General features: G+C 64.7%; 11 protein-coding genes. 7 read left to right on the plus strand and 4 right to left on the minus strand.

Features of this window, described 5'->3' with window-relative positions; all coding sequences use genetic code 11:
- Positions 1-20 precede the first annotated feature (20 nt).
- Positions 21-389, plus strand: a complete 369-nt coding sequence (locus DEF76_RS10585) for a hypothetical protein (RefSeq protein WP_114912305.1) — start codon at positions 21-23, stop codon at positions 387-389.
- 296 nt (positions 390-685) lie between these two features.
- Here the strand turns inward: DEF76_RS10585 and mfd are convergent, their stop codons facing one another.
- Both mfd and DEF76_RS10595 read right to left on the minus strand, forming a co-directional pair.
- Complete coding sequence (gene mfd, locus DEF76_RS10590) at positions 686-4,132, minus strand: transcription-repair coupling factor (RefSeq protein ID WP_114912306.1); 3,447 nt, start codon at positions 4,130-4,132, stop codon at positions 686-688.
- Positions 4,133-4,142: 10 nt separating this feature from the next.
- Complete coding sequence (locus tag DEF76_RS10595; RefSeq protein ID WP_114912307.1) at positions 4,143-4,442, minus strand: FAD assembly factor SdhE; 300 nt, start codon at positions 4,440-4,442, stop codon at positions 4,143-4,145.
- Positions 4,443-4,485: 43 nt separating this feature from the next.
- Here DEF76_RS10595 and recG point away from each other — a divergent pair, with 43 nt between their 5' ends.
- Positions 4,486-6,531: an ATP-dependent DNA helicase RecG gene (recG, locus tag DEF76_RS10600; protein ID WP_240318977.1), complete on the plus strand. Its 2,046-nt coding sequence runs from the start codon at positions 4,486-4,488 to the stop codon at positions 6,529-6,531.
- 4 nt (positions 6,532-6,535) lie between these two features.
- Here the strand turns inward: recG and DEF76_RS10605 are convergent, their stop codons facing one another.
- Positions 6,536-7,273 carry a hypothetical protein gene (locus DEF76_RS10605; protein WP_162800597.1) on the minus strand — a complete coding sequence of 246 codons (738 nt, stop codon included), beginning with the start codon at positions 7,271-7,273 and terminating at the stop codon, positions 6,536-6,538.
- Positions 7,274-7,744: 471 nt separating this feature from the next.
- On the opposite strand from DEF76_RS10605, the gene DEF76_RS10610 reads away from it, so the two are divergent.
- From DEF76_RS10610 to DEF76_RS10630, 5 genes are read left to right on the plus strand one after another with little or no spacing between them, the layout of a single operon-like run.
- Positions 7,745-8,482 carry an ABC transporter ATP-binding protein gene (locus DEF76_RS10610; RefSeq protein ID WP_205215980.1) on the plus strand — a complete coding sequence of 246 codons (738 nt, stop codon included), beginning with the start codon at positions 7,745-7,747 and terminating at the stop codon, positions 8,480-8,482.
- 2 nt (positions 8,483-8,484) lie between these two features.
- The gene (locus tag DEF76_RS10615) at positions 8,485-9,216 is read left to right on the plus strand and encodes an ABC transporter permease subunit (protein ID WP_114912309.1); all 732 of its coding nucleotides are present in this window, start codon (positions 8,485-8,487) and stop codon (positions 9,214-9,216) included.
- Positions 9,213-11,123, plus strand: coding sequence for a GldG family protein (locus DEF76_RS10620; RefSeq protein WP_114912310.1), 1,911 nt, complete (start codon positions 9,213-9,215; stop codon positions 11,121-11,123). Before DEF76_RS10615 ends, DEF76_RS10620 begins: the two co-directional genes overlap by 4 nt.
- 12 nt (positions 11,124-11,135) lie before the next feature.
- A complete protein-coding gene (locus tag DEF76_RS10625; RefSeq protein ID WP_114912311.1) occupies positions 11,136-12,218 on the plus strand; it encodes a DUF4340 domain-containing protein in 1,083 nt (360 codons plus the stop codon).
- Entirely contained in the window at positions 12,215-12,688 is a 474-nt protein-coding gene (locus DEF76_RS10630; RefSeq protein WP_114912312.1) for an NUDIX hydrolase, read from the plus strand. Before DEF76_RS10625 ends, DEF76_RS10630 begins: the two co-directional genes overlap by 4 nt.
- Here the strand turns inward: DEF76_RS10630 and DEF76_RS10635 are convergent.
- Entirely contained in the window at positions 12,604-20,946 is an 8,343-nt protein-coding gene (locus tag DEF76_RS10635; protein WP_114912313.1) for a Hint domain-containing protein, read from the minus strand. The two genes, DEF76_RS10630 and DEF76_RS10635, sit on opposite strands and share 85 nt — an antisense overlap.
- Positions 20,947-20,983 lie beyond the last annotated feature (37 nt).

The raw sequence follows: 20,983 nt of genomic DNA on the forward strand, positions 1-20,983 counted from the left end.
GCAAAAGGAGCTTATCGACCATGAAACATCTTCTTCTCGCTGGAACGGCTGCCGCTTTGCTCGCGGGGTTCGGTGTCGCCCATGCCGGAAGCTTGAACCCCGCTTGCGCCAATCTCGCGCAAGGCAAGCCGCCGACCGAGGCCGGCAACACCACGCTCGCGCAAGGCAAGCCGCCGACCGAGGCCGGCAACACCACGCTCGCGCAGGGCAAGCCGCCGACCGAGGCAGGCAACACCACGCTCGCGCAGGGCAAGCCGCCGACCGAGGCAGGCAACACCACGCTCGCCGCCGGCAAGCCGCCGACCGAGGCCGGCAATACCACGCTCGCGCAAGGCAAGCCGCCGACCGAGAGCGACAGCACCAACCTCGCCGCCGCCCATTGCGAATAACGCCCGATGGGCGCCCCCCTGAGGGCGCCCTCAGGGGGCGCCAGCGGGGACGCGAAAAGGGACAACGGAGCCGTCTGCCGGAAAGGCAGGCGGCTTTGTTTTGTGGGCTATCGTCAATTTGAAAATAGTGATCTCTATCAAAGCGGGTCCGGCGCGACCGGCGCGCGACCAACGACTCTTGGTTGATACCGGCTAGAGCGCGATCGGTTTAAGTCGATCACGCTCTACACCTATTTTGGTGAGCAAGTTGGCTGGTTTTGATTGAACAGAATGGTTCAATCAAAACCTACCTTGCTCTAGGCCGCGCGTGCCTGGCGAACGAGGCGGGTAAGCTGGCGAAGCAAATCCCGCGCCGCCGCCATGCGCGCGGCAACCGTCATGTCGCGCACCATCGCGAGCTTGTGATCGGGACGGAGACGAATATCGTTGCGCTTGGCGCCAAGCCAGGCGATCAGCCCGGCGGGATTGCCGAAGGCATTACCACGAAAGCTCAACACCATGCCTTTCGGCCCGGCTTCCAGCCGCTCGACCCCGGCTTCGCGACACGCGCGTTTGAGGGCCACCACCTGCAAAAGATTTTCGACCTCGGCCGGAAGCGGGCCAAAGCGGTCGACGAGTTCGGCGGCCAAAGCCTCGCTTTCGGCATCGGTCGCGAGCGCGCCGATGCGGCGATAAAGCCCGAGCCGGACCGAAAGATCGCTGACATAGGTGTCCGGGATCAAAACCGGCAGGCCGAGATTGATATTCGGCGTCCAGTCCCGCTCACTCTCGCGCTCACGCCCGCTTTGAGAGCGTAACTCTGCCACCGCGTCTTCGAGCATTTGCTGGTAAAGCTCGATCCCGACCTCGCGGATCTGGCCCGATTGCTCCTCGCCGAGCAGATTGCCGGCGCCGCGGATATCGAGATCGTGGCTGGCGAGCGTGAAGCCGGCGCCGAGATTATCGAGGGTCTGCATCACCGAAAGGCGCTTCTCAGCGGCAGCCGAAAGCGTCTGCGTCGCCGGCCAGGTGAGATAGGCATAGCCGCGCTGCTTGCCGCGCCCAACCCGGCCGCGCAATTGATAGAGCTGGCCCAAGCCAAAGAGATCGGCGCGATAGATGATCAGCGTATTGACCGCCGGCATATCGAGACCGCTTTCGATGATGTTGGTCGCGAGCAGGATGTCGTAGCGGCCATCGCTGAACTCCGCCATCACCCGCTCGAGCGCGCTCGGCGCGAGCCGCCCGTGCGCTTCGGCGAGCCGCGCCTCGGGCACGATGTCGCGCAGACGCTGCGCCATACGGCCCAATTCCTCGATGCGCGGGACGACGCAAAAAACCTGTCCGCCGCGAAACCGCTCGCGCTGGATCGCCTCGCGGACGACCACACCATCGAACGGCATGATGAAGGTGCGAACGGCGAGACGATCGACCGGCGGTGTCGCGATCACGCTCATTTCGCGCACGCCCGTCAACGCGAGTTGCAGCGTGCGCGGTATCGGCGTTGCCGTCAGCGTCAGCACATGCACGCCGGCCTTGAGCTGTTTCAGGCGCTCCTTGTGCGCGACACCGAAATGCTGTTCCTCGTCGATGATGAGAAGGCCGAGTTCGGCAAAATTGATGCTTTTCGCAAGCAGGGCATGGGTGCCGATGACGATGTTGACGCTGCCATTGGCGACACCCTCGCGCACTATGTGCGCTTCCTTGGCGGAAACCATGCGCGAAAGCTGCCCGAGCTTGATCGGCAATCCCTGAAAGCGCTCGGAAAACGTGCGGAAATGCTGGCGTGCGAGCAACGTCGTCGGCACCACGACGGCGACCTGCGTGCCGGCCATCGCGGCGACATAGGCGGCGCGCAGCGCGACCTCGGTCTTGCCGAAGCCGACATCGCCGCAAATCAGCCGGTCCATCGGCTGGCCGGAGGCGAGATCCTCCAACACATCGGCGATCGCGCGCGCCTGATCCTCGGTTTCTGCATAGGGAAAGCGGGCGCAGAATTCGTCGAATCCGCCTTCGGCGGGCAACAGCGCATCGGCCGGACGAAGCTTGCGCTCGGCGGCGATGCGGATCAATTCGCCGGCCATGTCGCGGATCCGGCTTTTCGCCCGCGCCTTACGATTCTGCCAGCTTGCGCCACCCAATTTGTCGAGTGCGACGCCGGCGGTCTCGGAGCCGAAGCGCGACAAAAGCTCGATATTCTCGACCGGGAGAAACAGCTTGTCATCGCCGTCGTAAAGCAGACGCAGACAATCATGTGGCGCGCCGCTCACGGTCAGCGTCACCAGCCCGTCATAGCGGCCGATGCCATGGTCCTGATGAACGACGAGATCGCCTGCGGCGAGTTCGCTGGCTTCGGCGATGAATTGGTCGGCGCGCTTACGTCGGCGCGGCGGGCGCGAGATGCGGGTGCCGAGCAGATCCTGCTCGGAGACCAGCATCAGGCCAGGGGCGGTAAAGCCGCGCTCGAGCCCGAGCACGACGAGGCCGATACGCCCCGGCGGCAGCGTCGCGATTGCAGCCCAAGCATCGACCGCCTCGGCGAGGAGATCATGTTCGCGCAACAACGCGGCGAGGCGTTCGCGCGAGCCGCGCGACCAGGCGGCGAGGACGACGTGCCGCCCTCCCTCCATCGCGCGCCCGGCGGCGGCGCGGAACTGCGCGAAGACATCCCCCTCCGGCCCCGCGCTATGCGTAAAGACCGGCCCCGGCCGGCCGCCGCCATCGATCGCGGCGGCGCCGGCGCCCTCGGGTGCAGCGAACGGGCTGGTCGAAAAGAGCGGCCCCGAGCCGAGCATCGCCTGCCAGGCGGCGCGGTCGAGATAGAGGCGTTCGGGCGGCAGCGGACGATAGGGCGTCTCGCCATCGCGCGGCGGCGATTGGCGGGCCGCGTAATGATCGGCGATGGTCTCGAGCCGCGCGGCGAGCGCATCCTCGGCCTGGTGGTCGAGGCTGACCGAGGCTTGCGGCAGATAATCGAGCAGGGTTTCGAGGGCGGGGTAAAAGAGCGGCAGCCAATGCTCGATCCCGGGATGGCGCCGTCCCGCCGACACCGCCTCATAAAGCGGGTCGGACGCCGCCTCTGGGCCGAAAATCTCCCGCCACTGGCTGCGAAAATGCGAGATCGCGGCGGGGTCGAGCGGCACTTCGGAGACCGGGTGGAGAACCAAGCGTTCGACCGTGCCGGCGCTTCGCTGGGTCGCGGGGTCGAAGCGGCGGATCTGCTCGATGCTGTCGCCGAAGAGATCGAGACGCACCGGCTCGGCCTCGCCGGCGGCGAAAATATCGATGATGCCACCGCGCACCGCGTATTCCCCAGGCTCCATCACGGTATTGGTGCGACTATAGCCGTGGGCATCGAGAAAGGCGGCGAGCGGGCCGGGGGCGGCGTCGAGACCGGGGGCGAGGGTGCGGGCGGCGCCCGCGAAGGCGGCGCGTGGCGGCAGGCGCTGGATGAGGGCATTGACCGTCGTCAGCACGACCCTCGGCCGCGCCGGCGCCTCGAGAAGGCGGCTCAGCGTCGCGACGCGCTCGGCAACCAACGCCGGATTGGGCGAGACCCGATCATAAGGCACGCAATCCCAGGCCGGGACGCGCAAAATCTCGATGTCCGGCGCAAAAAAGGCGAGCGCATCGGCGAGCCGCGCCATGCGCGCGTCATCACGGGCGACGTGCAGCACCGCACCCGCGTGTTCAGCGCGGCGGCGGGCGAGCAACAGCGCGTCATAGCCTTCCGGTGCGCCGTAGAGGATGATCGCGCCAGTCATGCGACGCCAGTCACGAGGCGTTTCGTTCGGCCGGGTGGGCGCAGGCTGCCACCATCGCGCGGAGTAACGGGGTTTCCACGTCCGGCGGGATGGCCTCGCGCCCGGTGAGCCAGTCAGCGAGCACCGGATCGGGGGTTTCGAGCAGGGCCTCCAGCGCCGCGATCTCAGCGAGCGTCAGCTGCACAAGGCGCGCGCCGACGAACCCCCCGATGAGAAGATCACTCTCATGGGTGCCGCGATGGGTGGCGCGGAATAGGAGGCGGCGGCGGCGGCGTTCGAGGTCCGCGGCAAGGGGCGTTTCATCGGTCATCGCTGGCGTGTCATATAGCTTCCTCCCTGCGACCTGTCAGCCCGTGGCCAACGACCCTCTCGCCCCACTCATTGCGCCGCTCACCGACCTCCCCGGCATCGCCGAGAGATTGGCGCGTCTGCTCGCGCGCGCGATCGGCGGGACGCGGGTTGTCGACCTTCTCCTCCATCTCCCAGAGTCTCATGTCGATCGCCGTGCCCGGCCGCGCCTTGCCGAGCTGCGGCCCGGCGAGGTTGCGACCGTGATCGCGGAACTGGTGCGCCTGGAGCGGCCTGAGAGCCCGCGCCAGCCCTGGCGGCTGACGCTGGGCGATGGCTCCGGCTTTGCCGATCTGGTGTTCTTTCGCCCACACGCCGGCATCACCGCGCTCACCCCTGGAACTGAGCTTGCGATCTCCGGCGCGGTGACGCTCTCGGCCGGGCGGCCAGCTTTCGTCCATCCCGAGCATCTCCATCCCGCCGCCCGCGCCGCCCTGATCCCGGCGATCGAGCCGGTCTGGCCGCTGACGACTGGGCTTGCGGCCTGGCAGGTGCGCAAGGCGATGGCGGCGGCGCTGGCGCGGCTGCCGACATTTCCCGAATGGATCGACCCCACATTGCGCCACCGGCGCGGCTGGATGGCATTCACCGAGGCGCTGCGCGCCTGGCAGGCCCCGGAGACGCCGCCCGATCCGCTGGCCCGCCAGCGTCTCGCCTATGACGAACTCTTTGCCGATCAACTGCGCCTTGCCCTGCTCCGCGCCCGCCGCCGCGCGCGGCCTGGGCGCGCGCTGACCGGCGATGGCCATCTCCGCGCCCAGGCGCTCGCCGCGTTCGGCCACGCGCTAACCGCCGGCCAATGCCGGGCGCTGGCCGAGATCGACGCCGATCTCGCGGCGCCGCGGCCGATGCGGCGGCTTTTGCAGGGCGATGTCGGCTCGGGCAAAACCATCATCGCCCTGCTCGCCATGCTGCGTGCCGCCGAGGCGGGGGCGCAAGCCGCGCTGATGGTGCCAACCGAAATCCTCGCGCGCCAGCATTGGCGGACGTTCGCCGCGCTTTCGCCGGTGCCGGTCGCGATCCTCACCGGCGCGAGCACGGCCGCCGAGCGCCGTGAGGCCCTCGCTGGGCTCGCAAGCGGCGCGATCCCGCTCGTGATCGGCACGCATGCCCTCTTTCAACGCGAGGTGACATTCGACGACCTCGCGCTCGCGGTGATCGACGAGCAGCACCGCTTTGGCGTCGCCCAACGCAACGAATTCGGCGCCAAGGGCCGGCGGGCGGATATTCTGATGATGACCGCAACCCCGATCCCGCGCACGCTTTTGCTCACCCACTGGGGCGAGATGGAGGTAAGCCGACTTGCCGAGAAGCCGGCCGGGCGCCCGAAAATCACGACGACGCTTCACGCCGCCGCGCAATTGCCGGCGGTGATTGCGGCGCTGGCGCGGGCGTTGGCCACCGGCGCGCGGGTTTATTGGATCTGCCCGCTCGTCGAAGACACCGCGGCAAGCGATCTCGCGGCGGCGGAGGCACGTTTCGCGGCGCTTGCCGCGCGGTTTCCGGGCCGTGTCACGCTGGCGCATGGCCGGCAGAAATCAGCCGAACGCGAGGCGGCGCTGGCGGCGTTCGCGGCGGGAGAAAAGCCGCTCCTGGTCGCGACCACGGTGGTCGAGGTCGGTGTCGATGTGCCGGAGGCGACGGTGATGGTGATCGAGCATGCCGAGCGGTTCGGCTTGGCACAACTCCATCAGTTGCGCGGGCGGATCGGGCGCGGCGCGCGGGCGAGTTATTGCCTACTCGTCCATGCCGATGGCGGCGGCGCGGCCGAGCAGCGGCTTGCGCTGCTGCGCGACACGACCGACGGGTTCGCTATCGCCAACGCCGATTTTCGCCTGCGCGGCGGCGGCGATGCGCTGGGGACACGACAATCCGGCGAGCCTGGCTTTCGCCTCGCCGCCTTGCCGCGCGACGAGGCCTTGCTCCGCATCGCGAGAAGCGATGCCGCCGTTCTCCTCACCCGCGACCCCGCACTCGCCAGCGAACGCGGCCGCGCCGCGCGTCTCGCGCTCCGGCTGTTCGGCGCGCGCGGACGGGGAGAATCCGGCTGAGCCCTCAGGAAGCCGGCTTGGCCGGCGGCGGCAGGTTGAAGATGATTTCGTGCGGCGTTGCGTTCGGCGTTTTGGTAACAAAATGAAGAACCATCTGCGCGCCGTCGAGCTTGTTCATATCAACCGATTGCGGCAGATGGAAAAACAGGAATCCACTGCGGAAAGTGCCCGGCTGGAGCGTGATATTGTTGGTCAACGCCTTGTAATTGAGGTCGCGACCGAAGGGTGTGCTATCGGGTGCGGGTTGCGAAAATGGTGTCGGCAAAACCCAGATCACCGAGCCGAGGCCGAGCGTAAGAACGGTAAAGCCCACCACGGCGGCGTTGAATAGGTCTTCCTTGAGCGGCGCATGGGGATTGGCGGCCGGCCATGCGACATCATAGACCTCCTTAGGCGAGATCGCCGGATAGTATTTGTGATTGATCGAAATATAGGCCGAATCGATCAGCACGTCGGTCGGGTTTTTGTCATCGGAAGAAATAGTCAACTGCGTTACCACGACATGGCCGCGCCAAAGCCCGTGCTTGCCGCTAAACTCGTTACGCAGCGTTTCCGGGTTATTGTAGAATAGCGACGACATTTTGATGTCGGTTCCTGGGATTTGCGCGAGATCGGGCGCGCTATCGGGCGGCTCCATTTCGATTGGTTTCGGCGCATAAGGCGCGCCGCAGGAATCGAGCGCAAGCACCGTGCTTAGGGAAAACAAAGCCATCCGCCAGGGGCGTGAAAAACGAGGGGTCAAATTTTCTCTCCTTCGGCTCAGCATGGGGATCGACGTCTCCCGCGCTCGCGTCCCGCATCGGCGTCGGGATCAACGCGGGAGACCCATACCGCGCGGTGGGCGGCATGGTCCGGGGATTGCGCCGCCAGATACGGCAACCGGACTTTGGTCTAATCGTTAAACAATTATAAATACGTCTCGAAAAATTCAAAATAACAAACTTGTGAATATATTTATATTTTGATAAATTTGCAAGATTGATAAAAATAAAACTACAAATTAATAAAAGCTATGCTTTTTATTTTGTGACAATTTCATATAGGCCATCGACTCAAAGTAAGTTTCGACTTCCTTATTGCTTGATTTTAATATAGCAATGATCACCTGCGCTCTCACCCACGTGAGCGAGGCGAATCTTTGCCCCCCTTGCGCTCGCTGGAAGATGCGCTATTCCCACGGGCCGGCTCGACATCGCCGCGGGGGAAACAGAGTGTGAACGCCTTGATCGAGATCGCCGGCCTGACCAAGCGCTTCGGCGCCTTCACCGCCGTTGACGACGTTTCTTTCAGCGTCGCGCGCGGCGAGGTGCTGGGGTTTCTCGGCCCCAACGGTGCCGGCAAGTCGACGACGATGAAAATGCTCGCGGGCTTTGTCACACCAACCAGCGGCAGCGCGCGTATCAACGGGCATGATGTCGAGAGCGATGCCGTCGCGGCGCGGCGCGAGCTTGGCTTCCTGCCCGAGGGTGCGCCGGTCTATCCCGAGATGACGGTGCTCGGCTTTCTCCGTTTCGTCGCCCGCATTCGCGGTTTTTCCGGTGGCGAAGCCCGCGACCGTGTCGATCAGGCGCTTTCGCTCGCAACCCTCGACGGCGTCCGCCATCTGCCGGTGGAGACGCTGTCGAAGGGTTTCAAGCGCCGTGTCGGCCTTGCCCAGGCGCTGCTCCATGATCCGCCGGTCCTGGTGCTCGACGAGCCGACCGACGGGCTCGATCCCAATCAAAAGCATGAGGTGCGCACCCTGATTTCGCGCATGGCGCCGGATAAGGCGATCGTCATCAGCACCCATATCCTGGAGGAAGTCGAAGCCGTGTGTTCGCGCGCCATCATCATCGCCGCCGGCCGCATTGTCGCGGATGGGCCGCCGGCTGAACTTGCTCGCCGCCACCCCTCGGGCAAGCTCGAAGACATGTTCCGCGCCATCACGAAGCCGCACGCCGAGGCCGCCTGACGATGCGCGCTATTCTTAGCATCGCCGCGCGCGAGCTCGCGGGGTATTTCGCAACCCCGGTCGCCTGGGTGTTCATCGTCATCTTTCTCGTCCTGCAAGGCACCTTGACCTTCAGCCTGGGCGGCTTCTTCGACCGCGACCAAGCTGACCTTCTGCCGTTCTTTCAGTTTCTGCCTTGGGTTTTCGTGCTGCTCGTGCCGGCGATCACGATGCGGCTCTGGGCCGAGGAGCGCCGGCTCGGCACTATCGAGCTATTGCTCACCCTGCCAGTCACTCAGGGCCAAGCGGTGGTCGGAAAATTTCTCGCCGCTTGGGCGTTTACGGTGATTGCGCTCGCCCTCACCTTTCCCTTCGTCATCACCGTCAACGTCCTCGGCCATCCCGATAACGGCATGATCGCCGCCGGCTATCTCGGGGCGGCGCTGGTCGCTGGCGCCTTTCTTGCGGTTGGCGCCGCGGTTTCGGCGCTCAGCAAAAGTCAGGTCATCGCCTTCGTGCTTGGTGTTGCGTTGTGTTTCATCTTCGCGGCCAGTGCATTCCCGGTGGTCACCGATTTTTTGAGCCACAATCTGCCGGTGCTGGCGACGATCGCGCGCAAGATCTCGATCGTCGATCGCTTCCAATCCTTCGTGCGTGGCCTGATCACCGCCCGTGACGTGATCTATTTCGCGTCATTCATCCTGTTCTGGCTGGTTGCCAACACGGTCATTCTCGAACACCGGAAGGCGGAATGAGCATGCGCCGCGCCCTTGCCTCACTTCTTGGTCTCATCGGTCTCGGCGCCTTGCTCGCCGGGATCAACATGGTCGCCGAAGCCCGTCTCGCCGATCTGCAAATCGATCTCACCGCCGGCCATATCTATACCCTGTCGCCAGGGACGCGGCGGATTCTCGCCGAACTCCATCAGCCGATCACGCTTCGCCTGTTTTATTCCCGCGATCTCGGCACCCGCGCCCCCTCTTATGACGGCTATCATCAGCGCATCAGCGAAATGCTCGATCAATATGCCCGGCTCGCGCATGGCATGCTGAAAATCGAGCGCTACGATCCCGAACCTTTCAGCGACGCCGAGGACAAGGCGTTGAGCTTCGGGCTGCAAGCGGTGCCCATCGACCAGAGTGGCGCGCAGGTGTTTTTTGGCCTCGTTGGCACCAATCTGCTCGACGACGAGCGCGCCATCCCGTTTTTCCAGGAGCAACGCGAGCGTTTCCTGGAATATGACCTGACGCGGCTGGTCTATGAACTCTCCAACCCGACGCGGCCGGTGGTCGGTGTCATGTCCTCGCTGCCGATCGATGGCGACCCGCGTTTGATGATGATGGCGCAGGGGCGTGGCCGCGCCGGCCAGCCCTGGATCGCGATGTCACTGCTCCACCAGAGCTATGAGATCCGCAGTGTCCCGCTCAAGGTCTGGAAAATCGACCCGGAAATCCAGGTGCTGCTGGTCGCGCAGGCGCAGCATCTCCCCGACGAGACGCAATACGCGATCGACCAGTTCGTCATGCGCGGCGGCCGGTTGATGCTGATGGTCGATCCGCAAAGCGCGGCACAAGCCGATCTCCCCGGCCCTGGCGGCATGCCACAGACCGATACCGCCTCTGATCTTCATCGTCTGCTCGATGCCTGGGGGGTGCTCTATGACCCGAACCAGGTGGTCGGCGATCTCACCGGCGCCTGGCGGGTGCGCGCCAGCCCCGGCGACCGCATGACGGTGACCGATTACGTGCCCTGGTTCAATATCCGCGACGGCATCAACCACGACGATCCGGCAACCGCCGATCTTTCGCAAATCACCGTCGCCGATCCCGGGTTTCTCACCAAGAAGCCAGGCGCCGACATCACCCTGACGCCGCTTTTGACCTCGAGCCCGCGCTCTGGCCTGATCCCCGCCGAGAAACTCCGGATCGACCCCGATCCAGCGGCGATTCTCGCCGGGTTCAAACCCGAAGGGGGACCGCGGGTGATCGTCGCGCGGCTGCACGGGGCGCTGAAATCGGCCTTTTCCGCCCCCCCTTCTGCTGCGGCCGGCGAACAACGTCCGGCCGATCTGCCGCCGTTCAAAGACCACACCGATGGCGCCGCCAATCTCGTCATCGCCGCTGACGTCGATATCCTCGCCGATCGCTTCTGGGTGCGTTCGCAGGATTTCTTCGGCCAGCAGGATGCCGAGCCGTTCAGCGATAACGGCCCGTTCATCGCCAATCTCATCGGTACCCTGGCCGGCGGCGATGCCCTCCTTGGTTTGCGCGCCCGTGGCGCCGGCGATCATCCCTTCACCCTCGTCGATGACATGCAGCGCCGCGCCGAGGCGCAATTCCGTCGCACCCAGCAGGATTTGCAGAAGCATCTCGACGAGACCGAGAAGAAACTCGCGTCTCTGCGCGAGGGCTCTGGTCAGCAGGGCGCCGCGCAAGCGGTGCTGACGCCTGAACAGCGCGCCGCGATCGATGCCGCCAACCAGGAAATCGTGCAAACCCGCCAGAAGCTGCGCGGCGTCGAGCGGGCGCTCCGCGAGGATATCGACGCGCTCGCCGAAACCCTGCGTTTTTTCGATATCGTGCTCGTTCCCGCCATTCTGACGCTGATCGCGATCGGGCTTGGTCTTTTGCGCCATCGCCGCCGCGGCCGGGCGCGGAGCTGAGGAATTTCCGCCATGAAACCCCGTACTAGTCTGGTGCTGTTGTTGCTCGGGGCGCTCGCGCTCGCGGCCGGCTTTTATATCCAGACCGCGCGCGAGAGCCGCGAGTTCAGCAACGCGCCATCGTCGCAGCTCGCATTCCCCGATCTTGCGAGCCACATCGCAACTGTCGCCCGGATCACCATTGCCGACCACGCCAAGACCTTGGTCTTGACGCGCGCCGGCGATCGCTGGCTGCTCCCCGAACATGGCGATTTTCCCGCCATTGCGGCGCGCCCGCACGCGTTGCTCGCCGCCCTCACCGAGTTGCGGCTGGTGGAGCCGCGCACCAGCAATCCGTCGGATTTCGCTCGCCTCGGCCTCACCGCGCCAGACGACCCGAAATCGGACGCGAAGCTGGTTCGCCTGTTCGATGACAAAGGCCACGTGCTCGCCGCCTTGCTCATCGGCCATACCCGCCCCAGCCCCGAGCCCGGTGGCACCGATCAGGTATTCGTCCGCCGCGAGGGGCAAAACCAGACTTGGCTTGCCGCCGGCACGATCGACGCCGATCCCGATTTCGCCGGCTGGATGGCGCGCGACATCGTCAATATCGGCCATGACCAGGTGACCGGCATCACCATCGATCGCCTGCCCAACGATCATCTCGTGCTCACGCGGCAAGGCGACAAGCTGGTCGTGACGGTGCCGGCCGAACATCCCGTGCTCGATCAGTTCAAGATCGACGGCATGGCGCGCGGACTGGAGTTTTTGAGCTTCACCGATGCCCGCAAGGCGGACGCAGCGCCGGGACAAAAGCTCGGCCATGTCACCTTCACCACCGCGGACGGACTGACGCTCGCAGCCGACGTGAGCGAGGACGGCAACACCACCTGGGCCGTACTCACCGCCGCCGGGAAAGACAAGGCGGCGGCCCAGGCGGCTGACCTCAACCAGAAATTCAGCCTCTTCGCGCTCGCGATTCCGAGCTGGCAGGGAAAAACCCTATTGCCGACGCTCGATAGCCTGAAGCCACCGGAAAAACCCGCGGCGCCGCCGGTTTCGGTTGCGCCCGAGGCACCGGGGTCGCCCGCCACGCCGCCAAATACGGGAAAATGAACGACGCCCGCGCCTATCCCGCCCGCACCTATCCCGATCGGCCGGTGGTTGGGATCGGGGTCGCGGTGTTGCGGCCGGGCGCGGTGCTGCTGGTCCGCCGCGGGACGCCGCCGGCACTTGGCCAATGGAGCCTTCCCGGCGGCGCGCAGCATCTCGGCGAGACCGCCGAAGAGGCGGCACGGCGCGAATTATACGAGGAAACCGGGCTTGCGGTCGGCGCTCTCGTGCTCGCCGGCCACGTTGACAGCCTTCATCGCGACGATGATGGCCGCATCCGCTATCACTACACCATCCTTGATTTCGCGGCGCTCTGGCAGGGTGACATGCCGCGCGCCGGCTCGGACGTTACCGACGTCGCCTGGGTGGGGTTCGACGACTTCGACCGCTATGCGCTGTGGGCGGAGGCGCGGCGGATCATCGCGGTGGCGCGGGCGCGGCTTGGGCTCGCGGCCGACGGGGCGATGAGATAGCCGAGGCCGCCGGTCGCAACACGACATTCGAGAAGCCCGGGGCCGAGGCGCGGCAGCTGCCCGGCGCCGTCGCTCCAGCGCCAGTACGTCTCCCGGGCACTGGTTTCGGGGTCGTACCAGCCGTGGCTGAGATCGCCGAGCGGGATTTCGATCGCCCGCTTGCCCTCGCGAAAGACCAGGCGCCGGACGGCAACGCCGAGCGGGCGATGGTCGGCGCAATCGGGCAGGATCTCGCCAGGGATGGCGATCGCCGAGGTGAGCGCCAGCGTCCCGGCGCGCCGGGTCTCGGGGATCGGGAAGGCATAGGTTGAAAAGCCACCGGCACGGGTGACGGAGGCCGCCTCGATCCTGCGTGCGCCGAGGCGGAGATGGAGATCGGGATCGGCGCTCTCGATCGCGCCGAACACCGCAAGGCGGGCACGCAATTGCCGCCGCGCCGCCAGCCACTCGCGCCCGTCCCAGACCAGGGGCGCGCAGGTCTCGTGCCAGGCTTTGGGCGGCCGCGGCGAGAAATCGGGGTGCAGCACCATCCCCTCCCCCGCGAAATCACGCCGGTTGCCGGTGTCGAGATAGCTCTCGCTCGGGCAATTCTCCGAAAACAGCACGGCGTGTTCGTCAAGCTCGACATGGAAATACTCGACCAAAGCGACCGGCTCGCGCACCACGCTGACGCCGTTCAAGAGATGCTCGGCCGGGATCAGGGCGCCTTGGAGAAAAAGCGCATGCCCGGGCGAGACGCGAAGATCACGCGCCGGCACGCCATGGGCGATGGCGCCGGCGCGGATGCGGACCGGCTGCACCGCCGCCGGACGCGGATGGCGCCGGATATCGATCCGCCGCCGTCCGATCCAGACGATCGGCCGGAACCCGCCGCCGAGCACCGCGACCGCGTCACCGGGACGCAAGCTCTCCACCGCGATCTCGCCGCGCTTCGTCCTGATCCGTGTGCCACGCACGAAACAGGGGATGGTGTTGGCGATCGCCTCCTGCCCGCCGAGATTGATCAGGCTGAAATCGTTCTGGGCGTAGCTCGCGCTCGGGTTGAGCTGGAGGGTTGCGAGCGGCGTGCCGGGATCGCTGACGCTGAGCACATTGCCGGCGCCGAGCGAGAGCTGATCGGCGGAATTATAGGAATCGTTGGCAAGAACGATGGTATCGCCGGCGACGAGATGATCGATCGTGCCAGCGAACAGGCTCGGGTTGGTTGACGTATCGCCGAGCCCGATGGTCCCACTATTGCCGAGGATCAACGTCTCGCCGGCGGCGACCGCGCCCAAGAGAGTCCAATCCGCCCCGCTCGCCTCGGTGATGGTCTCGAAATTCTGATACTGCGCCCCCGCCCCGCCGATGTTCCCCACGATCGTCCCGGCGTTGCTCGCCGAGGCGAGATCGAGGGTGTTGGCGAGGGTGATCGTCGCGGTGCCGTTGGTATAGGACGTGGTCGCCTCGACGAGGCCATAAAAACTCGCGCCGGGATCGAAGGTCAGAGCGGCATTGACACCGCCGAAGCTGACCGCGGTGCCGTAATCGCCAACGATCGTGCCGGCATTGAGAAGGCTCGCCGCATCGGCCGTGGTACCATCGATGACGACGCCGATGCCGCCGTAAATCACGCCGCTCGCTTGGTTGGTGAAACTGCCGCCGGCATGGGCGAAGACCCCTTCGGAACGGGCGCCGCCGAGCGCCAGAATGGTGCCGCTATTGGCCAGCGTTCCGGTGGAGCGGAGATAGACCCCGTCGCTCATTGAGCCGGTCGTTACGATGAGCCCGCTATTGTCGATAGAGATGCCGGCGGCGTTGGTCGCGGTTCCCGAGGTGGCAAAAATACCGGCGGTACGCCCATCCCCATTTGCCTCGATGGTGCCGCTGTTGGTGACGGTGCCGCCAGCATAGAGATCGATACCGGTGCCATAACTCCCGGTCGAGATGATGACGCCCTGGTTGTCGATCGTGCCAGCCGCGCCGGAAATCCGCACGCCGTCATAACCGGTGATGGTGCCGGTCGTGGTGCCGGACGCCGTAACGATTACGCTGTTGGTGACGCTGCCGCCGTCGTGGAGGGAAATACCTGAAGCGTAATAAAGATGACCTCCGGAATGATATTGGTAGGATCCGGTGGCTTCGATGGTGCCGGCATTAGCCACCGTTCCCGGAGCGCCAGAGATATAAACGCCATAATTGCCGACGATGGTGCCGCTCGCCGCGTTGGTGACGCTGCCGCCAGCATTGAGAAACACCCCCGCGCCATAATAAGTCGACCTCGCGTAGATGAAGCCGGCATTGATGACGGTTCCGGCAGCGTGGCCAATGCCGACGCCGTAATAGCCGGAGATGGTGCCGCTCGCTGTATTGGTGACAATGCCGCCAGCATTGAGATCGATCCCGGTACCATAACTCCCGGTCGAGGTGATGACTCCCTGGTTGTCGATCGTGCCAGCGGCGCCGGCAACCTGCACGCCTTTATAACCGGTGATGGTGCCGGTCGTGGTGCCGGACGCCGTAACGATTACGCTGTTGGTGACGCTGCCGCCCTCTTCGAGCACCACGCCATAGCCCCTGGCGCCACTCGCGCTGATGCTGCCCTGGTTATCGACCACCACGCCGCTGGCGCTCGCGCTGGCATAGATCGCGTTTTGGCCAGTGGCATCGAGCGTAGTGCCAGCGCCGATGACGAGGGTCGCGTTGGCGCCGAGCACGATTCCCTGGCCGCTTACCGTATTGTTGCCCTCGAGCAGCCAACTCGCCCCAGCATCTTCGGTAAACGTATTGAAATTGACGAATTCCGAGCCGATCCCGGAAATCGTGCCGATCTCAACCACGCCCGCGACGCTCGCCGAGGCGAGATCGAGGGTGTTGGCGAGGGTGATCGTCGTGCCACCGCTCGTGGTATAGGACGTGGTCGCCTCGACGAGGCCATAGAAACTCGCGCCGGGATCGAGGGTCAGAGCGGCATTGACATCGCCGAAGCTGACCGCCGTGCCGGACGTGCCCGCCGCGCTCGCGATCGTGCCGGCATTGACCAGCGTTGCCGGGCTGATCGTGGTGCCGGAAATGATGACACCGATGCCCCCAGAGATGCTGGCGCCGGCGGCATTGATAACACTGCCGCCATCAGTGAGATCCACGCCTCTGCCAGACGCCGATTGGATGGCACCAGAATTAATGATCGTGCCAGTGGCACCAAAAACTAAGACGCCGCTATAGCCGTAGATGCTGGCGCCGGCGGCATTGGTGACACTGCCGCCATCAGCGAGGCTTACGCCAGAACCACCTTGGGTCGACTGGATGACGCCAGAATTGATGATCGTGCCGGGGGAGCCGGAGACAATGATGCCGTTAGCGGCGGAAATCGTCCCGCTCGTGGCGTTGGTGACTCTCCCGCCATCATCAAGGCTTACCCCAAAACCATAGGCCGACTGGATGGTAGCAAAATTGCTGATCGTACCAGCGGCGCCGGAGACAAAGACGCCGCCATTATAGCCGGACACCGTACCGCTCGCGGTGTTGGTGACACTGCCACCATCAATAAGGGTCACCGCAGTGCCAGAGGTGGTATTGGTTTGCTCAATAGTGCCGCTGTTGACGATCGTGCCGGTAGACAGGAGATAGACGCCGACGCCATACTCGCTGTCGGACTCGATGAGCTTACTGTTGTCGATGTAGAGGCTTGGAGTTGCGCTGGTGCCCGCCCCGGCTTTAACGCCGTCACTAGAATAAGCCCCGGTGGCGAGAATGGTGCCAGAATTGATGACGCTGCCGCCGGCCAAAAGATAGACGCCGATCCCATAATCGCCGGTGACGACGATGCTGCCAGAATTGATGATCGTGCCAGCCGCACCGGTGACACTGACGCCGCGATAATAGCTCGAGATGATGCCCGTGACCGCACCACTTGCGGTGACCGTTACATTATTACTAACGCTGCCACCGTCAGAAAGGTCAACGCCGGCCCCATAATTGCCGGTGGCGACGATGCTGCCATAATTGATGATCGTGCCAGCCGCACCGGTGACGCTGACGCCGCTCTGATAGCCGGAGATAGTTCCATTTGCGATGTTGGTGACGCTGCCACCGTCGCTAAGTTCGACTCCCGTGCCATAGGAGCCATTTGCGATGATGCCGCCGCTGTTGACGAGCGTGCCGGCACCGCCGGCAATATTGACGCCGTCATACCCGGTGATGGTTCCGGCGGCGGTGCTGGTTATCGTGCCGCTTACGATGGTGGTTGCCGCGTTGGTAACACTGCCGCCGGCCGCGAGTGCCACGCCCGCGCGATATAGGCCCGCGCCATAATTTCCAGTTGCGCTGATGGTGCCTAAATTGCTGACTGTGCCGGCAGCGCCGCCGATCCAGACGCCAGAGTAACTCCCGGCGATACTAGCGCTCGCCTGGTTGGTAACGCTGCCGCCATCTTCGAGCGCCACGCCCCAGCTATGCGTTCCGCTCGCGCCGATGGTCCCCGAATTGATGACGGTGCCGGCGGCACCACTGATCTCGACGCCGACGTAACCAGCCGTGATAGAGGCGCTGGTCGCATTGGTGACGCTGCCGCCATCTTCGAGTGCCACGCCAAAACTCGTGGTGCCGCTCCCGGTGATGCTCCCGTCATTGACCACGGCGCCGGCAGCGGCGGTGCCAATAAAGATGCCCGCACTGTAGCCCGAGACACTGGCGTTCGCCTGGTTGGTGACGCTGCCGCCATCTTCAAGCGCCACGCCCCAGCTATGCGTCCCGCTCGCGCCGACGGTCCCGGAATTGATGACGGTGCCGGTGGCACCACTGATCTCCACGCCGACGTAACCGGCCGTGATCGAGGCGCCGGTCGCATTGGTGACGCTGCCGCCATCTTCGAGCTTCACGCCATAGCCCGTGGTGCCGCTCGCGGTGATGGTGCCCTGGTTATCGACCACGACGCCGCTGGCGCTCGCGCTGGCATAGATCGCGTTTTGACCGGTGGCATCGAGCGTGGCGCCGGCGCTGATGGTGAGGGTCGCATTGGCACCCAGCACGATCCCCTGGCCGTTCACCGTGTTGCCGCCGTTGAGCACCCAGCTGGCGCCGGCATCCTCGGTAAAATTATTGAAATTGACGAATTCCGAGCCGATGCTGGAGAATGTGCCGACACTGACGCCGCCGGCGCTGCTCGCCGAGGCGAGGTCGATCGTGTTGGCGAGCGTGATCGTCGTGCCACCGCTCGTGGTATAGGACGCGGTCGCCTCGACGAGGCCAATGAAACTCGCGCCGGGATCGAGCGTCAAAGCGGCATTGACGTCGCCGAAGCTGACCGCGGTGCCGGACGTGCCCGCCGCGCTCGCGATCGTGCCGGCATTGACCAGCGTCGCGGCGCTGGCCGTGGTACCATCGATGATGACCCCAACGCCGCCGTAAATCACACCGCTCGCTTGGTTGGTGAAGCTGCCGCCGGCATCAGCGAAGATCCCTTGGGTCAGGGTGCCGCCGAACGCCAGAATGGCGCCGCTGTTGACCAGCGTTCCGGTGGAGCGGAGATAGACCCCGACGCCCACTGATCCGGCCGTAGTAATGACGTTGCTATTGTCGATAGAGATGCCGGCGGCGTTGGTCGCGGTTCCCGAGGTAGCAAAAATACCGGCGTTGCGTCCATTCCCATTGGCCTCGATGATGCCGCTGTTGGTGACGGTGCCGCCAGCATAGAGCTCGATCCCGGCACCATGACTCCCGGTCGAGATGATGACGCCCTGGTTGTCGATCGTGCCAGCGGCGCCGGAAATCCGCACGCCGCTATAACCAGTGATGATGCCGGTCGTGGTGCCGGACGCCGTAATGGTTATGCTGTTGGTGACGCTGCCGCCGTCGTGGAGGGAAATGCCGGAGACGTAATAAGTATAACCACTGGAAGAATGGTGGGTGGATCCGGTGGCCCGGATGGTGCCGGTATTGGCCACCGTTCCCGGACCGCCAGAGATAAAAACACCATAATTGCCGACGATGGTGCCGCCCGCCTCGTTAGTGACATTGCCGCCGTCGTTGAGAATAACGCCATAGCCGATCTTTCCACTCGCGGTGATGGTGCCGCTGTTGACGACAGTGCCAGGGGCGTTATCGATGCCAACCCCGAGCGAAATGCCGGAGATGATGGCGCCTGCTTGGTTGGTGACGCTGCCACCATCAAGGAGTCCGACACCGATGCCCAAAAAATCGACAAGGGATGCGTTGGCACTGATCACGCCGCTATTGTCGACGGCGCCGGCCGCGCCGGCGATATACACCCCATTTGAATTGCCCGAAATAGTGCCGCCGGCATGGTTGGTGACACTGCCGCCGTCATCGAGGACAACGGCATTACTCAGGGTTCCGTTCGCACTGATGGTGCCGGCATTGCTCACCACGACGCCGCTGGCGCTCGCGCTGGCATAGATCGCGTTTTGACCGGTGGCATCGAGCGTGGCGCCGGCGCTGATGGTGAGGGTCGCATTGGCACCCAGCACGATCCCCTGGCCGTTCACCGTGTTGCCGCCGTTGAGCACCCAGCTGGCGCCGGCATCCTCGATAAAATTATTGAAATTGACGAATTCCGAGCCGATGCTGGAGAATGTGCCGACACTGACGACGCCGGCGCTGCTCGCCGAGGCGAGGTCGAGCGTGTTGGCGAGCGTGATCGTCGTGCCGCCGCTCGTGGTATAGGACGCGGTCGCTTCCACCAGACCCGTGCCGCTCGCGCCGGGGTCGATGATCAGATCGGCGTTGACGTCGCCGAAACTGGCCGCCGTGCCACTCGGCCCGGCGGTACTCTCGACCGCGCCGGCATCGACCAGGGTCGCGGCGCTGGCGGTGGTGCCATCGATGACGATGCCGATGTTGCCAGAGATCGTGCCGCCGGCGTTGTTGGTGACGCTGCCGCCATCGCTGAGAAAAACACCATCGCCGATACTTCCACCGGCGATGGTGCCGCTGTTGACGATGGTGCTGGGGGCAAAAGCGACAACCCCATCATCCCCGCCCGAGATGCTGGCGCCCGCCTGGTTGGTGACGCTGCCGCCGGCAAAAAGAGCGATCCCTGCGGCGTCGCTTGCATTTGCGACAATCGTGCCGGCATTGATCACCGCGACGCCGCTCGCCGTCGGGCTCGCGAAAATCGCATCGCTGCCGGTGGCGTCGAGCGTGGCGCCGGCACCGATGGTGAGGGTCGCGTTGGCGCCGAGCACGATTCCCTGGCCGCTTACCGTGTTGACGCCCTCGAGCAGCCAGCTCGCCCCCGCATCTTCGGTAAACGTATTGAAATTGACGAATTCCGAGCCGATCCCGGAAAGCGTGCCGATCTCAACCACCCCCGCGACACTCGCCGAAGCGAGATCGAGGGTGTTGGAGAATGTGACGACAGCCCCACTGCTGGCGGTGTAGGGGGCGTTGGCCTCGACGAGGCCGGTGAAGCTCGCGCCGGGATCGATGATCAGATCGGCGTTGACGCCAAGGCTGCCTATGCCGCTGTCAAAGCTGACCGCCGTGCCGCTACTGCCGATGATCGTGCCGGCATTGACCACGCTCACCGTGTCCGTCGCATTCCCCTCGGCGCTGACGCCAACGAAGCCGTAAATTACGGCGCTCGCATGGTTGGTGATGCTGCCGCCATATACGAGATTCACACCAAAGCCCGCGGTGCCGCTCGTGGTGATGGTGCCCAGGTTATCGACGACCACGACGCCGCTGGCGCTCCCCATGGTGCTCGTGCTGGCATAGATCGCGGTTAGGCCGATGATCGTGCCGGCATTGACCACGGTCACCGTGTCCGCCGCGTTGTCCTCCTGGACCCTGACGCCCAAGACGCCGGAGATGACAGCGCCCGCTTCGTTGGTAATGCTGCCGTTGGCAAAGAGAACAACGCCAGCAATATCGTCGCCTGAAATGCTGGCGCCCGCCTGGTTGATGACGCTACCGCCATCCGCAAGAAGAATAGCGAAGCCTATACCCGAGCCGCTGATGGTGCCGCTGTTGACGACAGTGCCCGGGGCACCGGCGATCCAAATCCCCGCCTGATCAGATCCATCGCCCGAAATGGTGCCGCTGTTGGTGACACTGCCGCCATCCCGGAGATAGACAGCGGCTTTGGAGTCGCCGCTCGAGATGATGGTGCCGGCATTGATGACCCCAACACCGCTCGCACTCGGGCCGGCATAGACGGCGGGGCCGCTGCTGACGGTGATTTCCACCGTCCCGGGGACGCCGAGTATCTCGTTGCTCGTGAGGGTGTATGTGCTGGTGATCGTGCTCGACGGCGCCATGGTGTTCCCCCGGACGAAAGCATAACTTATGCGTGCA

The sequence above is a fragment of the Acidibrevibacterium fodinaquatile genome (assembly GCF_003352165.1).
In the GTDB taxonomy this organism is placed as follows: Bacteria; Pseudomonadota; Alphaproteobacteria; order Acetobacterales; family Acetobacteraceae; genus Acidibrevibacterium; species Acidibrevibacterium fodinaquatile.

Coding starts and splice junctions, on each gene's coding strand:
- DEF76_RS10585 (WP_114912305.1), top strand. CDS start 21: ATGAAACATCTTCTTCTCGCTGGAACGGCTGCCGCTTTGCTCGCGGGG.
- mfd (WP_114912306.1), bottom strand. CDS start 4,132: ATGACTGGCGCGATCATCCTCTACGGCGCACCGGAAGGCTATGACGCG.
- DEF76_RS10595 (WP_114912307.1), bottom strand. CDS start 4,442: ATGACCGATGAAACGCCCCTTGCCGCGGACCTCGAACGCCGCCGCCGC.
- DEF76_RS10615 (WP_114912309.1), top strand. CDS start 8,485: ATGCGCGCTATTCTTAGCATCGCCGCGCGCGAGCTCGCGGGGTATTTC.
- DEF76_RS10620 (WP_114912310.1), top strand. CDS start 9,213: ATGAGCATGCGCCGCGCCCTTGCCTCACTTCTTGGTCTCATCGGTCTC.
- DEF76_RS10625 (WP_114912311.1), top strand. CDS start 11,136: ATGAAACCCCGTACTAGTCTGGTGCTGTTGTTGCTCGGGGCGCTCGCG.
- DEF76_RS10630 (WP_114912312.1), top strand. CDS start 12,215: ATGAACGACGCCCGCGCCTATCCCGCCCGCACCTATCCCGATCGGCCG.
- DEF76_RS10635 (WP_114912313.1), bottom strand. CDS start 20,946: ATGGCGCCGTCGAGCACGATCACCAGCACATACACCCTCACGAGCAAC.